The organism is Mesorhizobium sp. J428, assembly GCF_024699925.1.
Taxonomy (GTDB): domain Bacteria; phylum Pseudomonadota; class Alphaproteobacteria; order Rhizobiales; family Rhizobiaceae; genus Mesorhizobium_A.
Genome location: NZ_JAJOMX010000001.1, coordinates 1,187,238 through 1,203,157, shown reverse-complemented (window position 1 = coordinate 1,203,157; position 15,920 = coordinate 1,187,238). Strand labels below are relative to the sequence as shown.

Annotated in this window: 12 protein-coding genes and 1 other annotated feature; of the genes, 9 read left to right on the top strand and 3 right to left on the bottom strand. The window is 66.5% G+C overall.

From position 1 onward, the window contains the following. Positions 1-144: 144 nt before the first annotated feature. Positions 145-2,862, bottom strand: a complete 2,718-nt coding sequence (gene tssH / locus LRS09_RS06015; RefSeq protein ID WP_374684812.1) for a type VI secretion system ATPase TssH — start codon at positions 2,860-2,862, stop codon at positions 145-147. A 426-nt stretch (positions 2,863-3,288) separates the two neighbouring features. On the opposite strand from tssH, the gene LRS09_RS30195 reads away from it, so the two are divergent. Continuing rightward, on the top strand, positions 3,289-3,546 hold the full coding sequence (locus LRS09_RS30195; protein ID WP_374684811.1) for an IS3 family transposase: 258 nt from the start codon (positions 3,289-3,291) through the stop codon (positions 3,544-3,546). After that, on the top strand, positions 3,547-3,999 hold the full coding sequence (locus LRS09_RS30190; protein ID WP_374684898.1) for a transposase: 453 nt from the start codon (positions 3,547-3,549) through the stop codon (positions 3,997-3,999). Positions 4,000-4,035: 36 nt separating this feature from the next. Here the strand turns inward: LRS09_RS30190 and LRS09_RS06005 are convergent. Further along, positions 4,036-5,267 (bottom strand): IS3 family transposase gene (locus LRS09_RS06005; RefSeq protein ID WP_257804818.1). Its coding sequence is split into 2 segments (ribosomal slippage): positions 4,036-4,976 and positions 4,976-5,267, totalling 1,233 coding nucleotides; the frame shifts between segments, so codons are not numbered across the junction. Continuing rightward, positions 4,867-4,983 (bottom strand) — a sequence feature (AL1L pseudoknot). (Overlaps the previous gene by 117 nt.) A 300-nt stretch (positions 5,268-5,567) precedes the next feature. Here LRS09_RS06005 and LRS09_RS06000 point away from each other — a divergent pair. The 3 genes from LRS09_RS06000 to LRS09_RS05990 are packed head-to-tail and all read left to right on the top strand — an operon-like array spanning position 5,568 to position 8,666. Then, the gene (locus LRS09_RS06000) at positions 5,568-6,218 is read left to right on the top strand and encodes a hypothetical protein (RefSeq protein ID WP_257804898.1); all 651 of its coding nucleotides are present in this window, start codon (positions 5,568-5,570) and stop codon (positions 6,216-6,218) included. Next, complete coding sequence (locus LRS09_RS05995) at positions 6,187-7,941, top strand: xanthine dehydrogenase family protein molybdopterin-binding subunit (RefSeq protein ID WP_257804897.1); 1,755 nt, start codon at positions 6,187-6,189, stop codon at positions 7,939-7,941. Before LRS09_RS06000 ends, LRS09_RS05995 begins: the two co-directional genes overlap by 32 nt. Then, the gene (locus LRS09_RS05990; protein WP_257804896.1) at positions 7,938-8,666 is read left to right on the top strand and encodes an enoyl-CoA hydratase/isomerase family protein; all 729 of its coding nucleotides are present in this window, start codon (positions 7,938-7,940) and stop codon (positions 8,664-8,666) included. The genes LRS09_RS05995 and LRS09_RS05990 overlap by 4 nt, the downstream gene beginning before the upstream one ends. A 71-nt stretch (positions 8,667-8,737) precedes the next feature. On the opposite strand, the gene LRS09_RS05985 is transcribed toward LRS09_RS05990, so the two are convergent. After that, the gene (locus tag LRS09_RS05985) at positions 8,738-9,670 is read right to left on the bottom strand and encodes a thioesterase family protein (protein ID WP_257804895.1); all 933 of its coding nucleotides are present in this window, start codon (positions 9,668-9,670) and stop codon (positions 8,738-8,740) included. Positions 9,671-9,846: 176 nt separating this feature from the next. On the opposite strand from LRS09_RS05985, the gene LRS09_RS05980 reads away from it, so the two are divergent. The 4 genes from LRS09_RS05980 to LRS09_RS05965 are packed head-to-tail and all read left to right on the top strand — an operon-like array spanning position 9,847 to position 15,919. Further along, positions 9,847-11,316, top strand: a complete 1,470-nt coding sequence (locus LRS09_RS05980; protein ID WP_257804894.1) for an NAD-dependent succinate-semialdehyde dehydrogenase — start codon at positions 9,847-9,849, stop codon at positions 11,314-11,316. A 27-nt stretch (positions 11,317-11,343) separates the two neighbouring features. Beyond that, positions 11,344-13,041 carry a thiamine pyrophosphate-requiring protein gene (locus tag LRS09_RS05975; protein WP_257804893.1) on the top strand — a complete coding sequence of 566 codons (1,698 nt, stop codon included), beginning with the start codon at positions 11,344-11,346 and terminating at the stop codon, positions 13,039-13,041. After that, on the top strand, positions 13,041-14,273 hold the full coding sequence (locus LRS09_RS05970) for an alpha-hydroxy acid oxidase (protein ID WP_257804892.1): 1,233 nt from the start codon (positions 13,041-13,043) through the stop codon (positions 14,271-14,273). The genes LRS09_RS05975 and LRS09_RS05970 overlap by 1 nt, the downstream gene beginning before the upstream one ends. Then, the gene (locus tag LRS09_RS05965; RefSeq protein WP_257804891.1) at positions 14,270-15,919 is read left to right on the top strand and encodes a thiamine pyrophosphate-requiring protein; all 1,650 of its coding nucleotides are present in this window, start codon (positions 14,270-14,272) and stop codon (positions 15,917-15,919) included. The genes LRS09_RS05970 and LRS09_RS05965 overlap by 4 nt, the downstream gene beginning before the upstream one ends. The last annotated feature ends 1 nt before the right edge of the window (position 15,920 follow it).

The following is a 15,920-nucleotide window of genomic DNA, read 5'->3' as shown; positions in this document are numbered from 1 at the left end:
CGCGATCATACCTCCTGCACCTACCCTAAGGGAAGTAGGAGACCGCGTTTCAGTCAAAGTGGTCAATAGACCAGTAACCAGTTGATCCAAAATAGAGTTCAGCGCGAGTCTGTCTCGATCTCACCCCCGGGGAAACAGTCGACTTCAAACAAATGAATAAGTGAATCCGGAATCGGAGGCTTCGATCATCACCCTGGAGAACGCGCTGCCTTCCAGCGAGCGGTTCAGCACGCCACGGCTGAGTTCCGGAAGTACCGTATTTGTCAGGATCGCATCGATCATCCGCCCGCCCGACTCGATCTCCGTGCAACGCGCCTTGATCAGGTCGAGCACTCCTTCGCCGATGACCAGCTCTGCATCGTTATTGGCACGCAGCCGGCGGGCGATCTTGGCGAACTGGTGGCGTGTGATCGACTCGATCATCGCGTCCGACAGCGGATAGTAGGGAATCGTCACTACGCGCCCGAGAAAGGCTGCGGGAAAGACCTTCAGCAGCGGTGCCCGCAGTGCGCTGTCCAGATCGTCGATGCCGGTGCGAAGACGACCGTTGTCTGTCTTCGCCATGATCACGTCTGAGCCGACATTCGAGGTAAGCAGGATCAGCGAGTTCTTGAAATCGATTCGGCGTCCTTCGCTGTCATCCATCATGCCCTTGTCGAACACCTGGAAGAAGATCTCGTGCACGTCCGGATGGGCCTTTTCGACCTCGTCGAGCAGGATCACCGAATAGGGGCGGCGGCGCACCGCCTCCGTCAGGATACCGCCCTTGCCGTAGCCGACATAGCCGGGCGGCGCCCCCTTGAGCGTTGAGACAGTGTGCGCTTCCTGGAATTCGGACATGTTGATGGAAATCAGGTTCTGCTCGCCGCCATAAAGCGTCTCGGCGAGCGCAAGCGCAGTCTCCGTCTTGCCGACGCCTGAGGGGCCACAGAGCAGGAAGACGCCGACCGGCTTTTCCGGCGCGCCGAGCCCGGCGCGGCTGGTCTGCACGCGCCTGGCGATCATCTCCATCGCGTGGTCCTGGCCGACGACCCGCGTCGACAGGGTCTCGGCGAGCCTCAACGCCTTTTCCGTCTGGCTCGACAGCATGCGGCCGGTCGGTATGCCGGTCCAGTCCTGCACGACAGAGGCGATCGCGTTCCGGTCGACGGAGGGCAGCACCAGCGGCGCCTCGCCCTGCGCGTCCGCGAGCTCCGCCATCAGCTCGCTCAGGCGGGCGAGGTCGGCCGCCGTGTCCGGCGCGATGTCGTCCGGAGGGGCGGATTGCGTTGCTTCATCGGTCGCTACCGCGTCGCCATCCTGCGGCGCGGTCACGTCATCCAGCGCGACGGCTTCGCCGCGCAGCTTGGCGCGAAGGTCGAGGATCTCCGTCACCAGCGCGCGCTCGCGGTTCCAGCGCTCCGTTGCGGCCGCCAGCGCCGTCTCGGATTCCGCCAGCGCGGCCTCGACACGCGCGCGCCGTTCGCCGACATCGATGCCGATGGCCGCCTCGCGCTCGATGATCTCCTGTTCGACGGCCAGCGCCTGCCGCCGCCGCTCGATATCTTCGACCTCCGCCGGCGTCGCATGCTGCGAAACCGCGACCCGGGCACAGGCGGTGTCGAGGAGGCTGACGGCCTTGTCCGGCAACTGGCGGGCCGGTATGTAGCGCTGGGACAGCGAAACCGCGGCCACCAGCGCCTCGTCTAGAACCTGCACCCTGTGGTGCTTCTCCAGATTGCTCACCACGCCCCTCAGCATCAGGATGGCGGTCGCTTCGGACGGCTCGTCAACCTTGACGACCTGGAAACGCCGCGTCAGCGCAGGATCGTTCTCTATATGCTGTTTGTACTCGGCCCAGGTCGTTGCAGCGATGGTCCGGAGTTCGCCGCGCGCGAGCGCCGGCTTGAGCAGGTTGGCGGCGTCGCCCGTGCCCGCCGCCCCGCCGGCTCCGATGAGCGTATGCGCCTCGTCGATGAACAGGATGATCGGTGTGTCCGACGATTGCACCTCGTCGATCACCGCCTTCAGCCGCTTCTCGAACTCGCCCTTGACGCTCGCGCCAGCCTGCATCAGCCCGATGTCCAGCGCCCGCACACTGACGTTGCGCATCGCCGGCGGCACGTCTCCGCGGGCAACGCGCATCGCAAAGCCCTCGACGACCGCCGTCTTGCCGACGCCCGCCTCGCCGGTGAGGATCGGATTGTTCTGCCGCCGGCGCATCAGGATATCGATGATCTGGCGGATCTCCGGATCGCGGCCGACGACCGGGTCCATCTTGCTCTCGCGGGCGCTCTGCGTCAGATCCTGCGCATATTTAGCCAGCGCCGAGTCCGCGCCCGGCCCGCGCCTGGGAGCCTGGACTTCCGGTGCGTCTGCAGCGGCGGGGCCTTCGAGAGACCCGTCGAGCACGTCGTCAAGCCGACCGATCATCGCATCGGCGTCGATCTTGTCGAATTCGCCGCTGATCTTCGACAGCAGGCCTTCGAGCGTCGCCGTCCTCAGCCCGGCGAGCAGGATGTGGGCGCTGCGCACCTCGTCGACGCCGAACTCGAGCTGCGCAAGGTTCCACGCCTCCTGGATGGCGTGGAAGATGTGGTCGGAGAACTCCTCGATCGAGGTTGCACCACGCGGCAGCTTGTCGAGCGCCCGCGTGATGTCGGCGGCGATCCGGCTGGCGTCCACGCCCGCCTCGGCGAGGATCATCTGCACGTCGGAACGGTCGGACAGCACGAGCTGCTGGATGAAGTGGACGAGCTCGACATAGGGGTTGCCGCGCATCTTGGCCGTATCGGCCGCGGCCCTGAACGCCAGCATGCACGTCTGATTGAGCTTGCCGACCAGTTCCTTGCGCTTGACGCCCGGGGACGACCTGCGTGTCACGTTGGCATCCATGACGATGTTCCTGCTGCCGCAACGGAAACAGATTGCCACATCCGCGCGGACTTTGCGAATCGCTGGTCTGGTAAGACCTCGCGCCAAGTACAGTTGTGGCGGAGGCGTAATTGGCGGAGCCAATGCACCCACACGAGGTGGATGAACGCCATTACAAAAAGCGGGGCTAAAAAGTGCTTTGGGCCGGGTTCTTTCTAAGGTGGCGGCGGGCGGTATCGGATTTCACCGACTATAATTCTCCCTGCTGACGGCCCTAAAGGAGTTAGAGGACAACATAACTATGCCGCCAGAAGCCGAGAAGATCGTCGCCGTCCTGCCGCTCGACAAGGCCATGCTGCAGGATGTTGTCCGGGGAACGCTATGAAGCCTGCCTGCCGGCGACGGCTCGTTGATGAGGTCCGTGCGGATTGGAAGGTGTCGATCCGCCGGGCTTGTGCGACGTTTCGAATTGATACGTCGCTCTATCACTACAGGTCGAAGCGCGGCGAGCAGGCCGACCTCAAAGCCAGAATCAGGGAGATCGCCCAGATGCGGGTGCGCTATGGCTACCGGCGGGTCCATGTCCTGCTGCGTCGCGAGGGCTGGGTGGTCAATCCGAAACGGATCTATCGCCTTTACGAGATGGGCCATCAGCTGCGGAACGGTGAGGCGGACAAGCAAGCGATCCAGTGAATCGATTGCCCGCCGAAGACCGAAGCGCCGAGTGAAGGTGTCGAGTTCGATTTCTCTCGGCCGGGAAAGCCCACGGATAACGCATTCATCGAGTCGTTCAATGGCAAGTTCCAGGCGGAGTGCTTGAACGCCCACCGGTTCCTGAGTCTTGACGACGCCCGGGCCAAGATGGAGGAATGGTGTCAAGACTACATAGTCCGACCCCACAGCGATATCGGCAACAAGCCGCCGATATCGCTCATGAAAGGCTCCTGGCGGCCGTCCCGCCCTCAGCCTCACCACCCCGAAGTTCCGACCCGGAGCGATCCAAACACGCAGAGCAGCTCACATCGTGAGCGTATCGCAATTCATTTGGTTAGCATGCATTCACTAAAAATCGATCCAGTCGCGGAAGGAGCCTTCCTGCACAAGTGGCTTGGGCCAATGCGATCATGCCCCTCTACCTCGGGGTGAACCGCGCCGGGTTTTCCGGAGGCCGTTTCGTTTGAGTCACGCGGCCATGGCTGGTTCTACCAGCATGGCGTAGTAGCGTTCCTCGGCTTCCGCCGGCGGGATGTTGCCGATGGGCTCCAGCAGCCGGCGATTGTTGAACCAGTCCACCCATTCCAACGTCGCGAACTCGACTGCCTCGAATGAGCGCCATGGTCCGCGTCGGTGGATCACCTCGGCCTTGTAGAGACCGTTGATGGTTTCGGCGAGAGCGTTGTCATAGCTGTCGCCGACGCTGCCGACCGACGGCTCGACGCCGGCTTCCGCCAGGCGCTCGGTGTATCGAATGCTGACGTATTGGCTGCCTCTATCACTATGGTGCACGAGCCCACCGCGATGGATTGGCCGCCGATCGTGGAGAGCCTGTTCCAGAGCGTCCAGGACGAAGCTCGCATGCGCCGTCCGGCTCACCCGCCAGCCGACGATCCTTCTCGCATAAGTGTCGATGACAAAGGCGACATAGACGAAGCCGGTCCAGGTCGCGACGTAGGTGAAGTCGGAGACCCACAGCATGTTCGGTGCCGGGGCATGGAACTGGCGATTGACGTGATCGAGCGGACAAGGTGCGGCCTTGTCGCTCACCGTGGTGCGGAGCGGCTTGCCGCGGATGATGCCTTCGAGACCCATGGCCTTCATCAGGCGGGCAACCGTGCAGCGGGCAACATCGAAGCCCTCGCGCTGCAACTGGCGCCAGACCTTGCGAACGCCGTAGACGCGGAAGTTAGCCTCGAACACGCGGCGAACCTCATCCTTCAAGGCTGCATCCCGTCTTGCCCGAACCGACAGCCGGGAGGGATCGACGCGCTTGGCGACACGGTCATGGTAGGTCGACGGGGCAATCGGCAGCACCTTGCAGATCGGCTCGACCCCATGCGCCCCACGATGATCGTCGATGAACGCGATCATGGCCTGAACCGGCGGTCGAGCTCCGCCTGGGCAAAATACGCGCTCGCCTTGCGCAGGATCTCGTTGGCTTGCCGAAGCTCGCGGTTCTCGCGTTCCAGAGCCTTGAGCTTCGTCGCCACATCCGTAGGCACACCGGCGCGAACGCCGCTATCGCGCTCGGCCTTCTTCACCCACTCATGCAACGTCTGCGCCGTGCAGCCGATCTTGGCGGCGATCGACGACACCGCCGCCCACCGCGAGGTGTGCTCGCCTTCGTGATCCAGAACCAGCCGCACCGCGCGGGCACGGACCTCGGGAGAAAACCTGTTCGTTGTCTTGCTTGTCATGGCTCCACCTTCTCAAGGATTGGAGCCTCCGATCAACCCGGCGCGGTTCAGGGCGGACAACGTCCCACCTGCCGATGACCTACCCGTCTTTGTAGCCGAGAAAGGGGTCTCTCGCGGACGGATCAGAGACTGGTGGTGTCCGGCGGAGCGCATCTGACGATTTTCGGCGTGCGCGTATTGAATACGCTGATGATGGTATATAAGCCTCCCTGATATATGGTCGTGGCTGCGCTGCCAGGAGGAGAGGCGACCTCAGCCCGGTGATGGCCGTTGGGGCCGGCGACAAAGGAGGACGATCGGATGAAGGGGATCGGCGAGGGCATCCGGCGCACAGAAGACGATCGCCTGGTGCGTGGCGCCGGCAGCTTCGCCGACGACCTGACGTTCGAGAACACCGCCTACGCCGTATTCGTCCGCTCGCCGCACGCCCATGCGCGCATCGTCAAACTGGATGTCACCGGGGCAAGGGCGCATCCCGGGGTCCTGGCCGTACTGACCGGCGAGGACGTCGCATCGGCCGGCATTGTGCCGATCCCCCATAACATCGGCTCGTCCGGAGCAGGTGCCGACGTTCCTCTGGCCAATACGGACGGGTCGGAGCGGGCGCGGACACCACACCATGCGCTGCCGTCCGACAAGGTGCGCTTCGTCGGCGAGGCCTTCGCCGCGGTGATCGCCGAAAGCGTCGACATCGCCAAGGACGCGATCGACCTGATCGACGTCGAGTGGGACGAACTTGATGCGGTCGTTCGCGCCACGGAGGCAGCAGGACACGGCGGCCCGCAACTCTGGACACATGTGAGCGACAACCTCGCTCTAGAAGCTGTCATCGGAGATCTGGAGGCGACCGAAGCCGCCTTCGCCAAAGCGCCGCACCGGGTGTCCTTTACCGGCCACGTGCAGCGCGTCACCGGCGCACATGGAGCCGCGCGGCGCGGCCGCCGCACATGACCCCGCCACCGGTCAGTTCACACTCCATGCGTCCTCTGGCGTCGGCGTTGTGATGATGCGGGACCAACTGGCGGCGACGCTCGGCGCGGACCCGGGGCTGGTGCGCGTCGTGGCGCCGCCGAACGTCGGCGGCAATTTCGGCACGCGCAATGCGCTCTATCCGGAGTTCGTCGTGCTTGCGCTCGCTGCGCGGCAGATCGGGCGGCCGGTGAAGCACATCGCCGAACGCACCGAATCGTTTCTCTCGGACTACCAGGGTCGCGACCTCGAAATAGAGGCGGAGCTGGCGCTGGACGCGGAGGGAAATTTCCTCGCGTTCCGCTCGACCAACACGGCCAATGTCGGCGCTCACACCGTCTCATACGTGCCGCTCAATAAGGGCGCGCAGCTGATGACCAGCCTCTACCGCGTCCCGGCCGCATCGGTCGTTGCGCGGGCGGTGATGACCAATACGCCGCCGACAATTCCCTACCGCAGCGCCGGCCGCCCGGAGGCGATGTACGCCATCGAACGGATGATCGACCTGGCGGCGCGCGAACATGGCTTCGACCGGATCGATCTGCGCCGCCGCAATATGATCCCGGCGCGGGACCAGCCCTACCGGAACCCGTTCGGCGTGACCTACGACAACGGTGCTTACGAAGCGGTCATGCAGCGGGCTCTCGATCTTGCCGACTGGAACGGGTTCGAGGAACGCCGGGCAGAGGCGCGCACGCGCGGACGCTGCCGCGGCATCGGGTTCGGCAACTATATCGAGGGCACCAGCGGTATTCCGCACGAGCGCGCCGAGATCGCCATCGACGGCAGCGCTGAATCGGTCGACGTCATCGTTGGAACGCAGGACACCGGCCAGGGCCACGAAACTGCCTTTTCACAGCTGGTCGGCGGCCTGCTCGGAGTCCCACCCGAGACTGTGCGCATCCGAACCGGCGACACCGATTTCGTGACCGCTGGCGGCGGCTCGCATTCCGGCCGGTCGCTGCGCTTCGCCTCGATCGTGTTCCAGCAGGCCTCGGACGTGATCATACTGCGTGCGCGGTCGGTGCTCGCGGCGATATCGGGGCGGCCGCTGGAAGAAATCGCATTTGCGGATGGCCTCTTTCATGTGACCGGCACGAACCGGGTAGCGACCCTGTTCGAACTCGCTCGCCATGGAGAGGACGGCAGCGGCTTGCCCGAGGCGCTGCGCGGGCCGTTCCGCGCCGCCGCCGATGCCGTTACGCCGGGCCTCGCCTTTCCCTACGGGGCGGCGGTTTGCGAGATCGAGATCGATCCGGAGACCGGCGAATGGGTGATCGAGCGCTATACCTCGGTTGACGACGTCGGGCGTGCGCTCAACCCGATGATCGTGCATGGCCAGACGCATGGCGGCATCGTCCAAGGGGCCGGCCAGGCGCTGCTGGAATGGTCGCGCTTCGACGACGACACCGGACAGGCGCTGTCGGCCACGATGATGGATTATGCGCTGGCGCGCGCCAGCGACTTCCCAAGCTTCGAGACCGACCTAAGCGAGGTGCCGTCCGTGAACCACCCGATGGGCTTCCGGCCGGGCGGCGAAGGCGGCACCACGCCGGCGCTGGGCGTCACAATCAACGCCGTGCTCGACGCACTGGCCCATCTCGGTGTTCGCCATGTCGAGATGCCGGCGACGCCGATGCGGATCTGGCAGGCGATCCAGGACGCGCGGGCAGGGCGGACACAAAGCGAAGGAGAGGACCATTGACGAACGAAGTCATCATTACCCGGCGCGACGACCACGTCCTCGAGATCGAGCTGAACCGCCCCGAACAGGGCAATGCGTTGACGCCGGCGATGGCGGAGGCGATTACGACAGCTTTGCGCGCGCTCGATACCGAAACGCGTGTGGTGCTGGTCAAGGCTGCGGGCGCGGACTTCTGCACCGGGCGCAGCGCGGCGACGCCGGCGGCGGGGACACGGGCGACGGCGCTCGATCTGCGGCGGCTGATCTCGGATCCCGTGCTCGATTTCTACCAGGTCTTGCGGGAGATTCCTGTGCCCGTCGTGGCTCAGGTGCGCGGCCGCGCCAATGGCGTAGGCTGCGCCATCGCGGCGCTCGCCGACGTCGTGGTGGCGGCTGACACAGCCCGCTTCCAGGTGCCTGAGATGAACCATGATATCGCGCCGACGCTGGTGATGAATGCGCTCGCCGACCGCATTCCGCGTGCTGCGCTGGCGCGGCTCGTGCTAACACGCGACGCGGTGGAGGCGGCGGAGGCCAAGGAGCTCAGCCTGATCGGCGTCGTCACCGGGGCCGATGCCCTGGAGGCGGAAACGGAACGGATCGTCACCCAGCTGGCGAAGAATTCGGCCGCGACCGTGCGGGCCGTGAAGGCCTTCCTGTCGACCGCGCCGGAGACGTCCTTCGCCGCCCGCAAGGAGCTGGCGGCCTTGATCAACAGCGTCGCGTTTGCCGAGCGCTTCCGCTGAACGAGGAACATTCCTGGTATTTGGGCCGCGCGGATAGGATAGGGTTAGTTCCGTGGAGCACTTACGTCTGCTCAACGCAGCATCAAGGGTCTCAGCGCGGCGGTCGCGACTTCGGTAATGCCGACGATCTTGCGGCGGTCGAGGTCGAACACGATCGCCACCGATTCCATGTAGCCCCAGACCTGACCGCCGACAGGGTCGACCATCCAGTGTTCGAGAAACAGCGTCTTCGAGTCCGCGCCGGTGAAGGCAGAGCGGACCTCGAAACAATCGCCGGCGCGAGGCCGGCCGACGAGGACGATGCGAGATTCGAGCACCGCGCCGCCGAAGCGCTCCGGGACGGTCTCGGCGTACCGGGCGACGATTTCGCGCAGGGGCGCGGTCAGGCCGCGGATGCCGTCGGCGACGGCGCCCAAGAACTTCTGGGGGACCATACGCCCGAACGCATCGCAGTCGGACGTTGCAACGGACCCGAGTGCGATACGCCTGTGGGCGCCGAGTGCGGACGGTGCATCAGAGGACGGTGCGGGACCGGCGTTCACGCTTCGAGGGCGAGCCTCGGGTGGCACCTCCATCGCAAGAGCCGTGGCCCGATCCGGGAAGGGTGTCGGCCAAGCAATCGGATCGCCGGCCGGCGTGGAGGCGCTGAGCACGATGCGAAAGGTGGCCGCAAGCGCGCCATCGATGTCGCGCCGCAGCAGAGCCACGATCTCGGCATCGCATTCGCCCAAGGCAGAGAAGCCGGCGATCATGTAGAGAGGTGTCGCCGACTGGGCCTCGCGATGGAAGCGGATGTGCATCTCCTCCACCTGCGCTGTGGCGGTTGCGTCGTGCGCGAAAAGTCCGGGCAGTCCGGCGAGTGCGAAGAGCACAGACAGTCCTTCCATGCAGCGCGCGACGTAGAAGCGCGTGTTCATGTGGCCCATCTCGTCGCATTCCCACGTATTGACGCCGCCCCGCCAGACTTCGACACCGCCGCTCATGTCGTGTTCAGGCTCGCTCATGAATTACTCCTTCCTAAGCGGTTGTTATCAGGCGTCCTGATATCTTTCAATCAGAGGGGTTCCCGGGGTGCGAGACGAGCCGGGATCCGACGACCGGTGATCGCGGTTAGGTCTTGACAATTATCAGGGACCCTGATGATACGTTGGCGCAGCCATCGGATCGAGGAGGACGACTGATGAACGCCGTGTCCCGGGGCCCTGCCGTCGTTGCGAGCGGCTACGTTTCTCCTGAACTCCTCATTGATGGCGAATGGATCGAGGCGTCGGCGCGGGAGACCCAGCCGATCGTCAATCCTGCCAACGGACGCGTCATAGGCGTCGTGCCGCACGCGACCGCCGCCGATCTCGACCGGGCGCTGGCTGCGGCCGAGCGGGCCTTCGCGTCGTGGCGCTACGTGAACCCGCGCGAGCGTGGCAAGATCCTGAGGAAGGCCGCCGATCTGATGCGCGAGCGCCAGGAGGAGATCGCGCGCCTCGCGACGCTCGAGATGGGCAAGCCGCTCGCCGAGGCGCGGCTCGAAACGCATTTCGCCTCCGAGGAAATGGAGTGGTTCGCCGAGGAGGGCCGCCGCAGCTACGGACGCGTCATCCCCGGCCGCCTGCACGACACGCGCTTCACCGTCGTGCGCGAGCCGGTCGGCCCCGCCGCCGGCTTCTCCGCCTGGAACTTCCCGATCGGCAACGCCGCGCGCAAGATGGGGGCGGCTTTGGCCGCGGGCTGCACCATGGTCTACAAGCCGGGCGAAGAGGCGCCGGCCTCGGCGCTCGCGGTGGCGCGGTGCCTGGTGGATGCGGGCGTGCCGGCAGGCGCGATCGCGGTCGTATTCGGCGTGCCGGACACGATCTCGCGCCATCTGCTGGCGTCGCCGGTCATCCGCAAGATCTCGTTCACCGGTTCGATCCCGGTCGGCAAACACCTGATCAAGCTTGCCGCCGACGGGCTGAAGCGCACCACGATGGAACTCGGCGGCCACGCGCCGGTGCTGGTCTTCGACGACGCCGACATGACGACCGCGCTCGACATGGGCGTGCAGCGCAAATACCGCAATTCCGGGCAGGTCTGCGTGTCGCCGACACGGTTCTACGTGCAGGACGCGTCCTACAAGAGCTTCTGCGAGGGCTTCGCCGATCGGGCCGCCAAGATCAAGGTAGGCGACGGACTGGAGGCGAGCACACAGATGGGACCGCTCGTCCATGGCCGCCGCCGCGACGCCGTCGAGGCGCTGGTGCAGGATGCTGTCGCCAAGGGCGCGAGGCTGCTGACCGGCGGCCGGCGTGTCGGCAACGAGGGCAGCTTCTTCGAGCCGACCGTGCTCGCGGACGTGCCGGGCGACGCGCGGATCATGCGCGAGGAGCCGTTCGGCCCAGTCGCCGTGCTCAACCCGTTCAGCACGCTCGATGACGCCGTGCAAAAGGCCAACAGCCTGCCCTATGGGCTCGCCGCCTATGCCTTCACCTCCTCGGCCTCCAACATCGCCCGGCTCGGCGACGCGATCGAGGCCGGCATGGTCGGCATCAACTCGTTCAACATCTCGATGCCCGAGACGCCATTCGGCGGTGTCAAGGAGAGCGGTCACGGATCCGAGGTCGGCATGGAGGGGATCGACGCCTTCCTCGTCACCAAGACGCTCAGCGTTACCGTCTGAAGGCTTGATGGCAGGGAGGCCGACGCGATGAAGCATACCCGTCCGGAGGGCCCGTTCGCTGCGGAAGCCGTGCTCGGCCGTATGAAGGCCGCCGGCGTCGACGTCCTATTCGCCAATGGCGGCACCGATTTCCCCTCGATCATCGAGGCCTTCGCGCGGTCGCCGGAGAGCGGCATCGCTATGCCGGAGCCGCTGGTGATCCCGCACGAAGGCGTCGCGGTCGGCATGGCGCACGGCTACTATCTGGCGACGGGCAAGCCGGCGGCGGTAATGGTGCATGTCAATGTCGGGCTGGCCAATTCCGTCATGGGGCTGATCAATGCGGCGTCGGAGAACGTGCCGATCCTGATGTGTTCGGGGCGCACGCCGCTGACGGAGAGCGGCCGTTTCGGCAGCCGGTCGAGCCCGATCCACTGGGGCCAGGAGATGCGCGACCAGGCCGGCATGGTGCGCGAGATCGTCAAGTGGGACTACGAACTGCGCTATGCCGATCAGGCCGGGCCGGCGATCGACCGCGCCATCAGCATTGCCATGAGCGAGCCGCGCGGTCCGGTCTATGTCAGCTTGCCCAGGGAGGCGCTTGCCGAGGCCATTGCACCCCCGGCCACAGGCCCGAACCTGGCGCCGACGACGTTCGGACCGCCCGCCGCCGCCGCATTGGTGCGCGCCGCGGAGGCGCTGGCGAAGGCGAAGAACCCGGTCATCATCACCCAGAGCGGCGAGAGCGGCTCCGGCTTCGAACCGCTGGCGGGCTTCGCGGAGCGGTTCGCGCTGCCCGTCGTCGAATACTGGGCGACGCGCCAGTGTCTGCCGACCAGCCACCCGATGCATGTCGGCCATGAGCCGACCCCCTGGGTGCGCGAGGCCGACGTGATCCTCGTCGCTAGCGCGATGGTCCCGTGGATCGCCGCCCATGTTCAGCCGGACGACGGCTGCACCATCATCGCGCTTGGCCCCGAACCGCTCTACCCGCGCCTGCCGATGCGCAGCTTCCGCATCGACATCTCGCTGGCGGGCGGGCTGAACGCCGGCCTGGCCGCGCTCGACGCCGCTATGCGCGACCGCGTGCCCACGACCGAGCAGTTTGCCGCCCGCCGCGCGCGCGTCGCCGCGGCGCGCGCCGAGGCGGAGGCCGCGCTGCAGAAGCGGCTGGCGACCGGCAGCGGCTCGCCGATGTCGCCGGCCTATGTCAGCCGGTGCCTGTCCGACGCGGCGGACGACAGCACGGTCTTCTTCAACGAACTCGGCATCGAGCCGGGCGCGATGCGGTTCGAGGTGCCGGACAGCTACTTCGGCACGCCGCTGTCCGGCGGCCTCGGCTGGGGGATGACCGCCGCGCTCGGCGCGCAGTTCGGCGACCGGTCGAAGCAGGTCATCGCGACGATCGGCGACGGGTCCTACATGTTCGCCAATCCGGTGGCCTGCCATCAGACGGCGGCGGCGCTGAAACTGCCGCTGCTCACTGTCGTCTTCAACAACGGCATCTGGAACGCCGTGCGGCGCTCGACGCTCTACATGTATCCGGATGGCAGCGCGGCGGCGGCCAACGTGATGCCGATCACCGCGCTCGACCCGCTGCCCGATCATGCCGCGATCGCGCGCGCACACGGCGCCTACGCCGAGCGCGTCGACGACGGCGCGGACCTGCCTGCCGCCATCCAGCGCGCATTGGCGGCGACCCGCTCGGGCCAGCAGGCGTTGCTGGACGTGGTGGTGAGCTACTAGTGGACGCGGCGCGCCAGACGGCATCCGAGGCGCGGCTGGCGCTGCGGCTGCCGCTCTTGCGGCGTCGGTTTCCCACCATTGAAGACCTGGAGAGGCGGGCGGCGCGCCGGATACCGCGTTTCGCCTTCGAATTCCTGCAGGGCGGGGCTGGCGACGAGAGCGGCCTGTCCCGCAACCGATCGGCACTGAGGGGCATCGAGATCGTGCCGCGCTACGGGGTCGAGACGCAGGGCGTCGATCCGTCGGTCGAGCTGTTCGGCCGCCGCTATGCCGCCCCGATCGGCATCTCGCCGATCGGTATGGACGGGCTGATGTGGCCGGGGGCCACCGAGCTGTTCGCGCGGGCGGCGCAGCGGATGAACATTCCCTACCTCGTCGGAACGCTGGCGACGGCGCGCATCGAGGACGTCGCCAGATGGGCGCCGGACGTGACCTGGTTCCAGCTCTATCCGCTGGCTGCAGACGATCACCGCATCAGCTTCGACCTCGCCCGCCGCGCACAGGAGGTGGGCGCCAAGGTGCTGGTGGCGACGCTCGACGTGCCGGTTCGGTCGAAGCGGCCGCGCGACCTGCGCAACGGCTTCGTCATGCCGTTCAGGCTGAGCTATCGAAACGCACTGGACATTGCGGCTTCGCCGGCGTGGATGCGGGCGCTGGCTAGGCGGGGCATGCCGCGCTTCGCCAACATCGAAGCCTATGCCAAGGGCGGCGACCCCGCCGCTTTCGTTGGGGCGCATGTCGGCGGCGGCTTTTCCTGGGACGTGCTGGCGCGGCTGCGGGAGAGATGGCGCGGGCCGATGCTGGTCAAGGGCCTGCTGCACCCCGCCGACGGCGAACGGGCGCGCGCGATCGGGATGGACGGAGTGATCGTCTCCAACCATGGCGGCCGCCAGTTCGACGCAGCGCCCGCCTCGGTCGATATGCTGCCGGCGATCGCCGCCGCCGTCGGGCGCGACATGACGGTGATCCTCGACAGCGGCGTCACCTCCGGCGTCGACATGATGCGCGCGCTCGCCTGCGGGGCGCAGTCAACCTTCTCGGCCCGCGCTTTCATGCTGGCGCTGGCTGCCATCGGCGACGACGGGGCGCGCCACATGGCGGCGAGCCTGATCGAGGAATTCACCCTCGCGCTCGGCCAGTCCGGGCTGCGATCGGCCGCGGAGGCGCGCCACGCATCGGTGCGGCATCCGACGGCCTGGACATGGCCGGCCCGGACAGGAGACGCACGATGAGGCTCGGTGAAGCGATCGCGGAAATCCTCAAGCGGGAGGGCGTCGAGCTCATCTGCGGCTACCCGGTCAACCACGTGCTGGAGCGGGCGGCGGAGGCGGACATCCGCCCGGTCATCGTTCGCCAGGAGCGCACCGGTATCCACATGGCCGACGCGATCTCGCGGCTGTCGTCCGGCCGCAGGATCGGCGTCTTCGCCATGCAGCTCGGCCCGGGGACGGAGAATTCCTACGGCGGCATCGCGCAGGCCTATTCGGAATCGGTACCGCTCCTGGTGCTGCCGATGGGCTACGAGCGCCGTCTCGCCCATATCGACCCGAACTACAACGCCACGATCTCCATGAAGGGCATCACCAAGTCGACCGAGCCGATCACCTCGGCCGCCCAGCTGACCAACGTGTTTCGCCGCGCCTTCAGCCGGCTGCGCAACGGGCGCGGTGGGCCGGTGCTGATCGAGATCCCCAACGACATGTGGCAGCTCGAGGTGCCGGAGCCGCTGGACTACCGGCCGGTGCTCGCCACCCGCTACGGGCCCGACCCGGCGGCGGTGGCCGAGGCGGTCGACCTGCTGCTGGCCGCCAGGTGCCCGGTGCTCTATGCCGGACAGGGCGTCCACTACGCCCGCGCCTGGCCGCAGCTGAAGGCGCTGGCGGAGCGGCTGGCAATCCCCGTCTCGACCAGCCTCGAAGGCAAGAGCGCTTTCCCCGAGACGCACGCGCTGTCGATCGGCGCGGGAGGCGCCGCGATCTCGAAGACGCTGCGCCATTTCCTCGATGCGTCGGATGTCATCTTCGGCATCGGCTGCTCCTTCACGGAGACCGCGTTCGGCGTGCAGATGCCGCTTGCCAAGACAATAATCCACGCCACGCTCGACCCGGACCACATCAACAAGGACGTCGAGGCCAGGGTTGCGCTGGTGGGCGATGCCGGGCTGACGCTGGACGCGGTGATCGCCGAACTCGACGCGCGGGGGACGCCCGTCCGCGATGCGGCGGAGACAGCCGCGGAGATCGGGTCGGTGCAGGCGGCCTGGCTCGCCGAGTGGATGCCGAAGCTGACCTCGAACGACGCGCCGCTATCGCCCTACCGGGTGCTGTGGGACCTGCAGCACACGGTCGACGTCGCCAACACGATCATCACGCACGATGCCGGCAGCCCGCGCGACCAGCTGTCGCCGTTCTGGAAGACGATCGAACCGCTGACCTATATCGGCTGGGGCAAGTCGACCCAGCTCGGTTACGGGCTTGGGCTCGCGATGGGCGCCAAGCTCGCGCATCCGGACAAGCTGTGCATCAACGTCTGGGGCGACGCCGCGATCGGCTTCACCGGCATGGATTTCGAGACTGCGGTGCGCGAGCGCATTCCGATCCTGTCGATCCTGCTCAACAATTTCTCGATGGCGATGGAATTGCCGATCATGCCCGTGTCGACCGAGAAATACCGCTCGACGGACATTTCCGGCGACTACGCCGCTTTCGCGCGCGCCATGGGAGCATACGGAGAAAGGGTGACGACGCCGGAGGAGATCGTGCCGGCGATCCTGCGCGGGATCGAGAAGACGAAAGAAGGCGTTCCGGTCCTCCTCGAGTTCATCACCTCGAAGGAAATCCAGCGCTCGCGCTACCACCGCGCCGCGGCAGGAGCCTGAC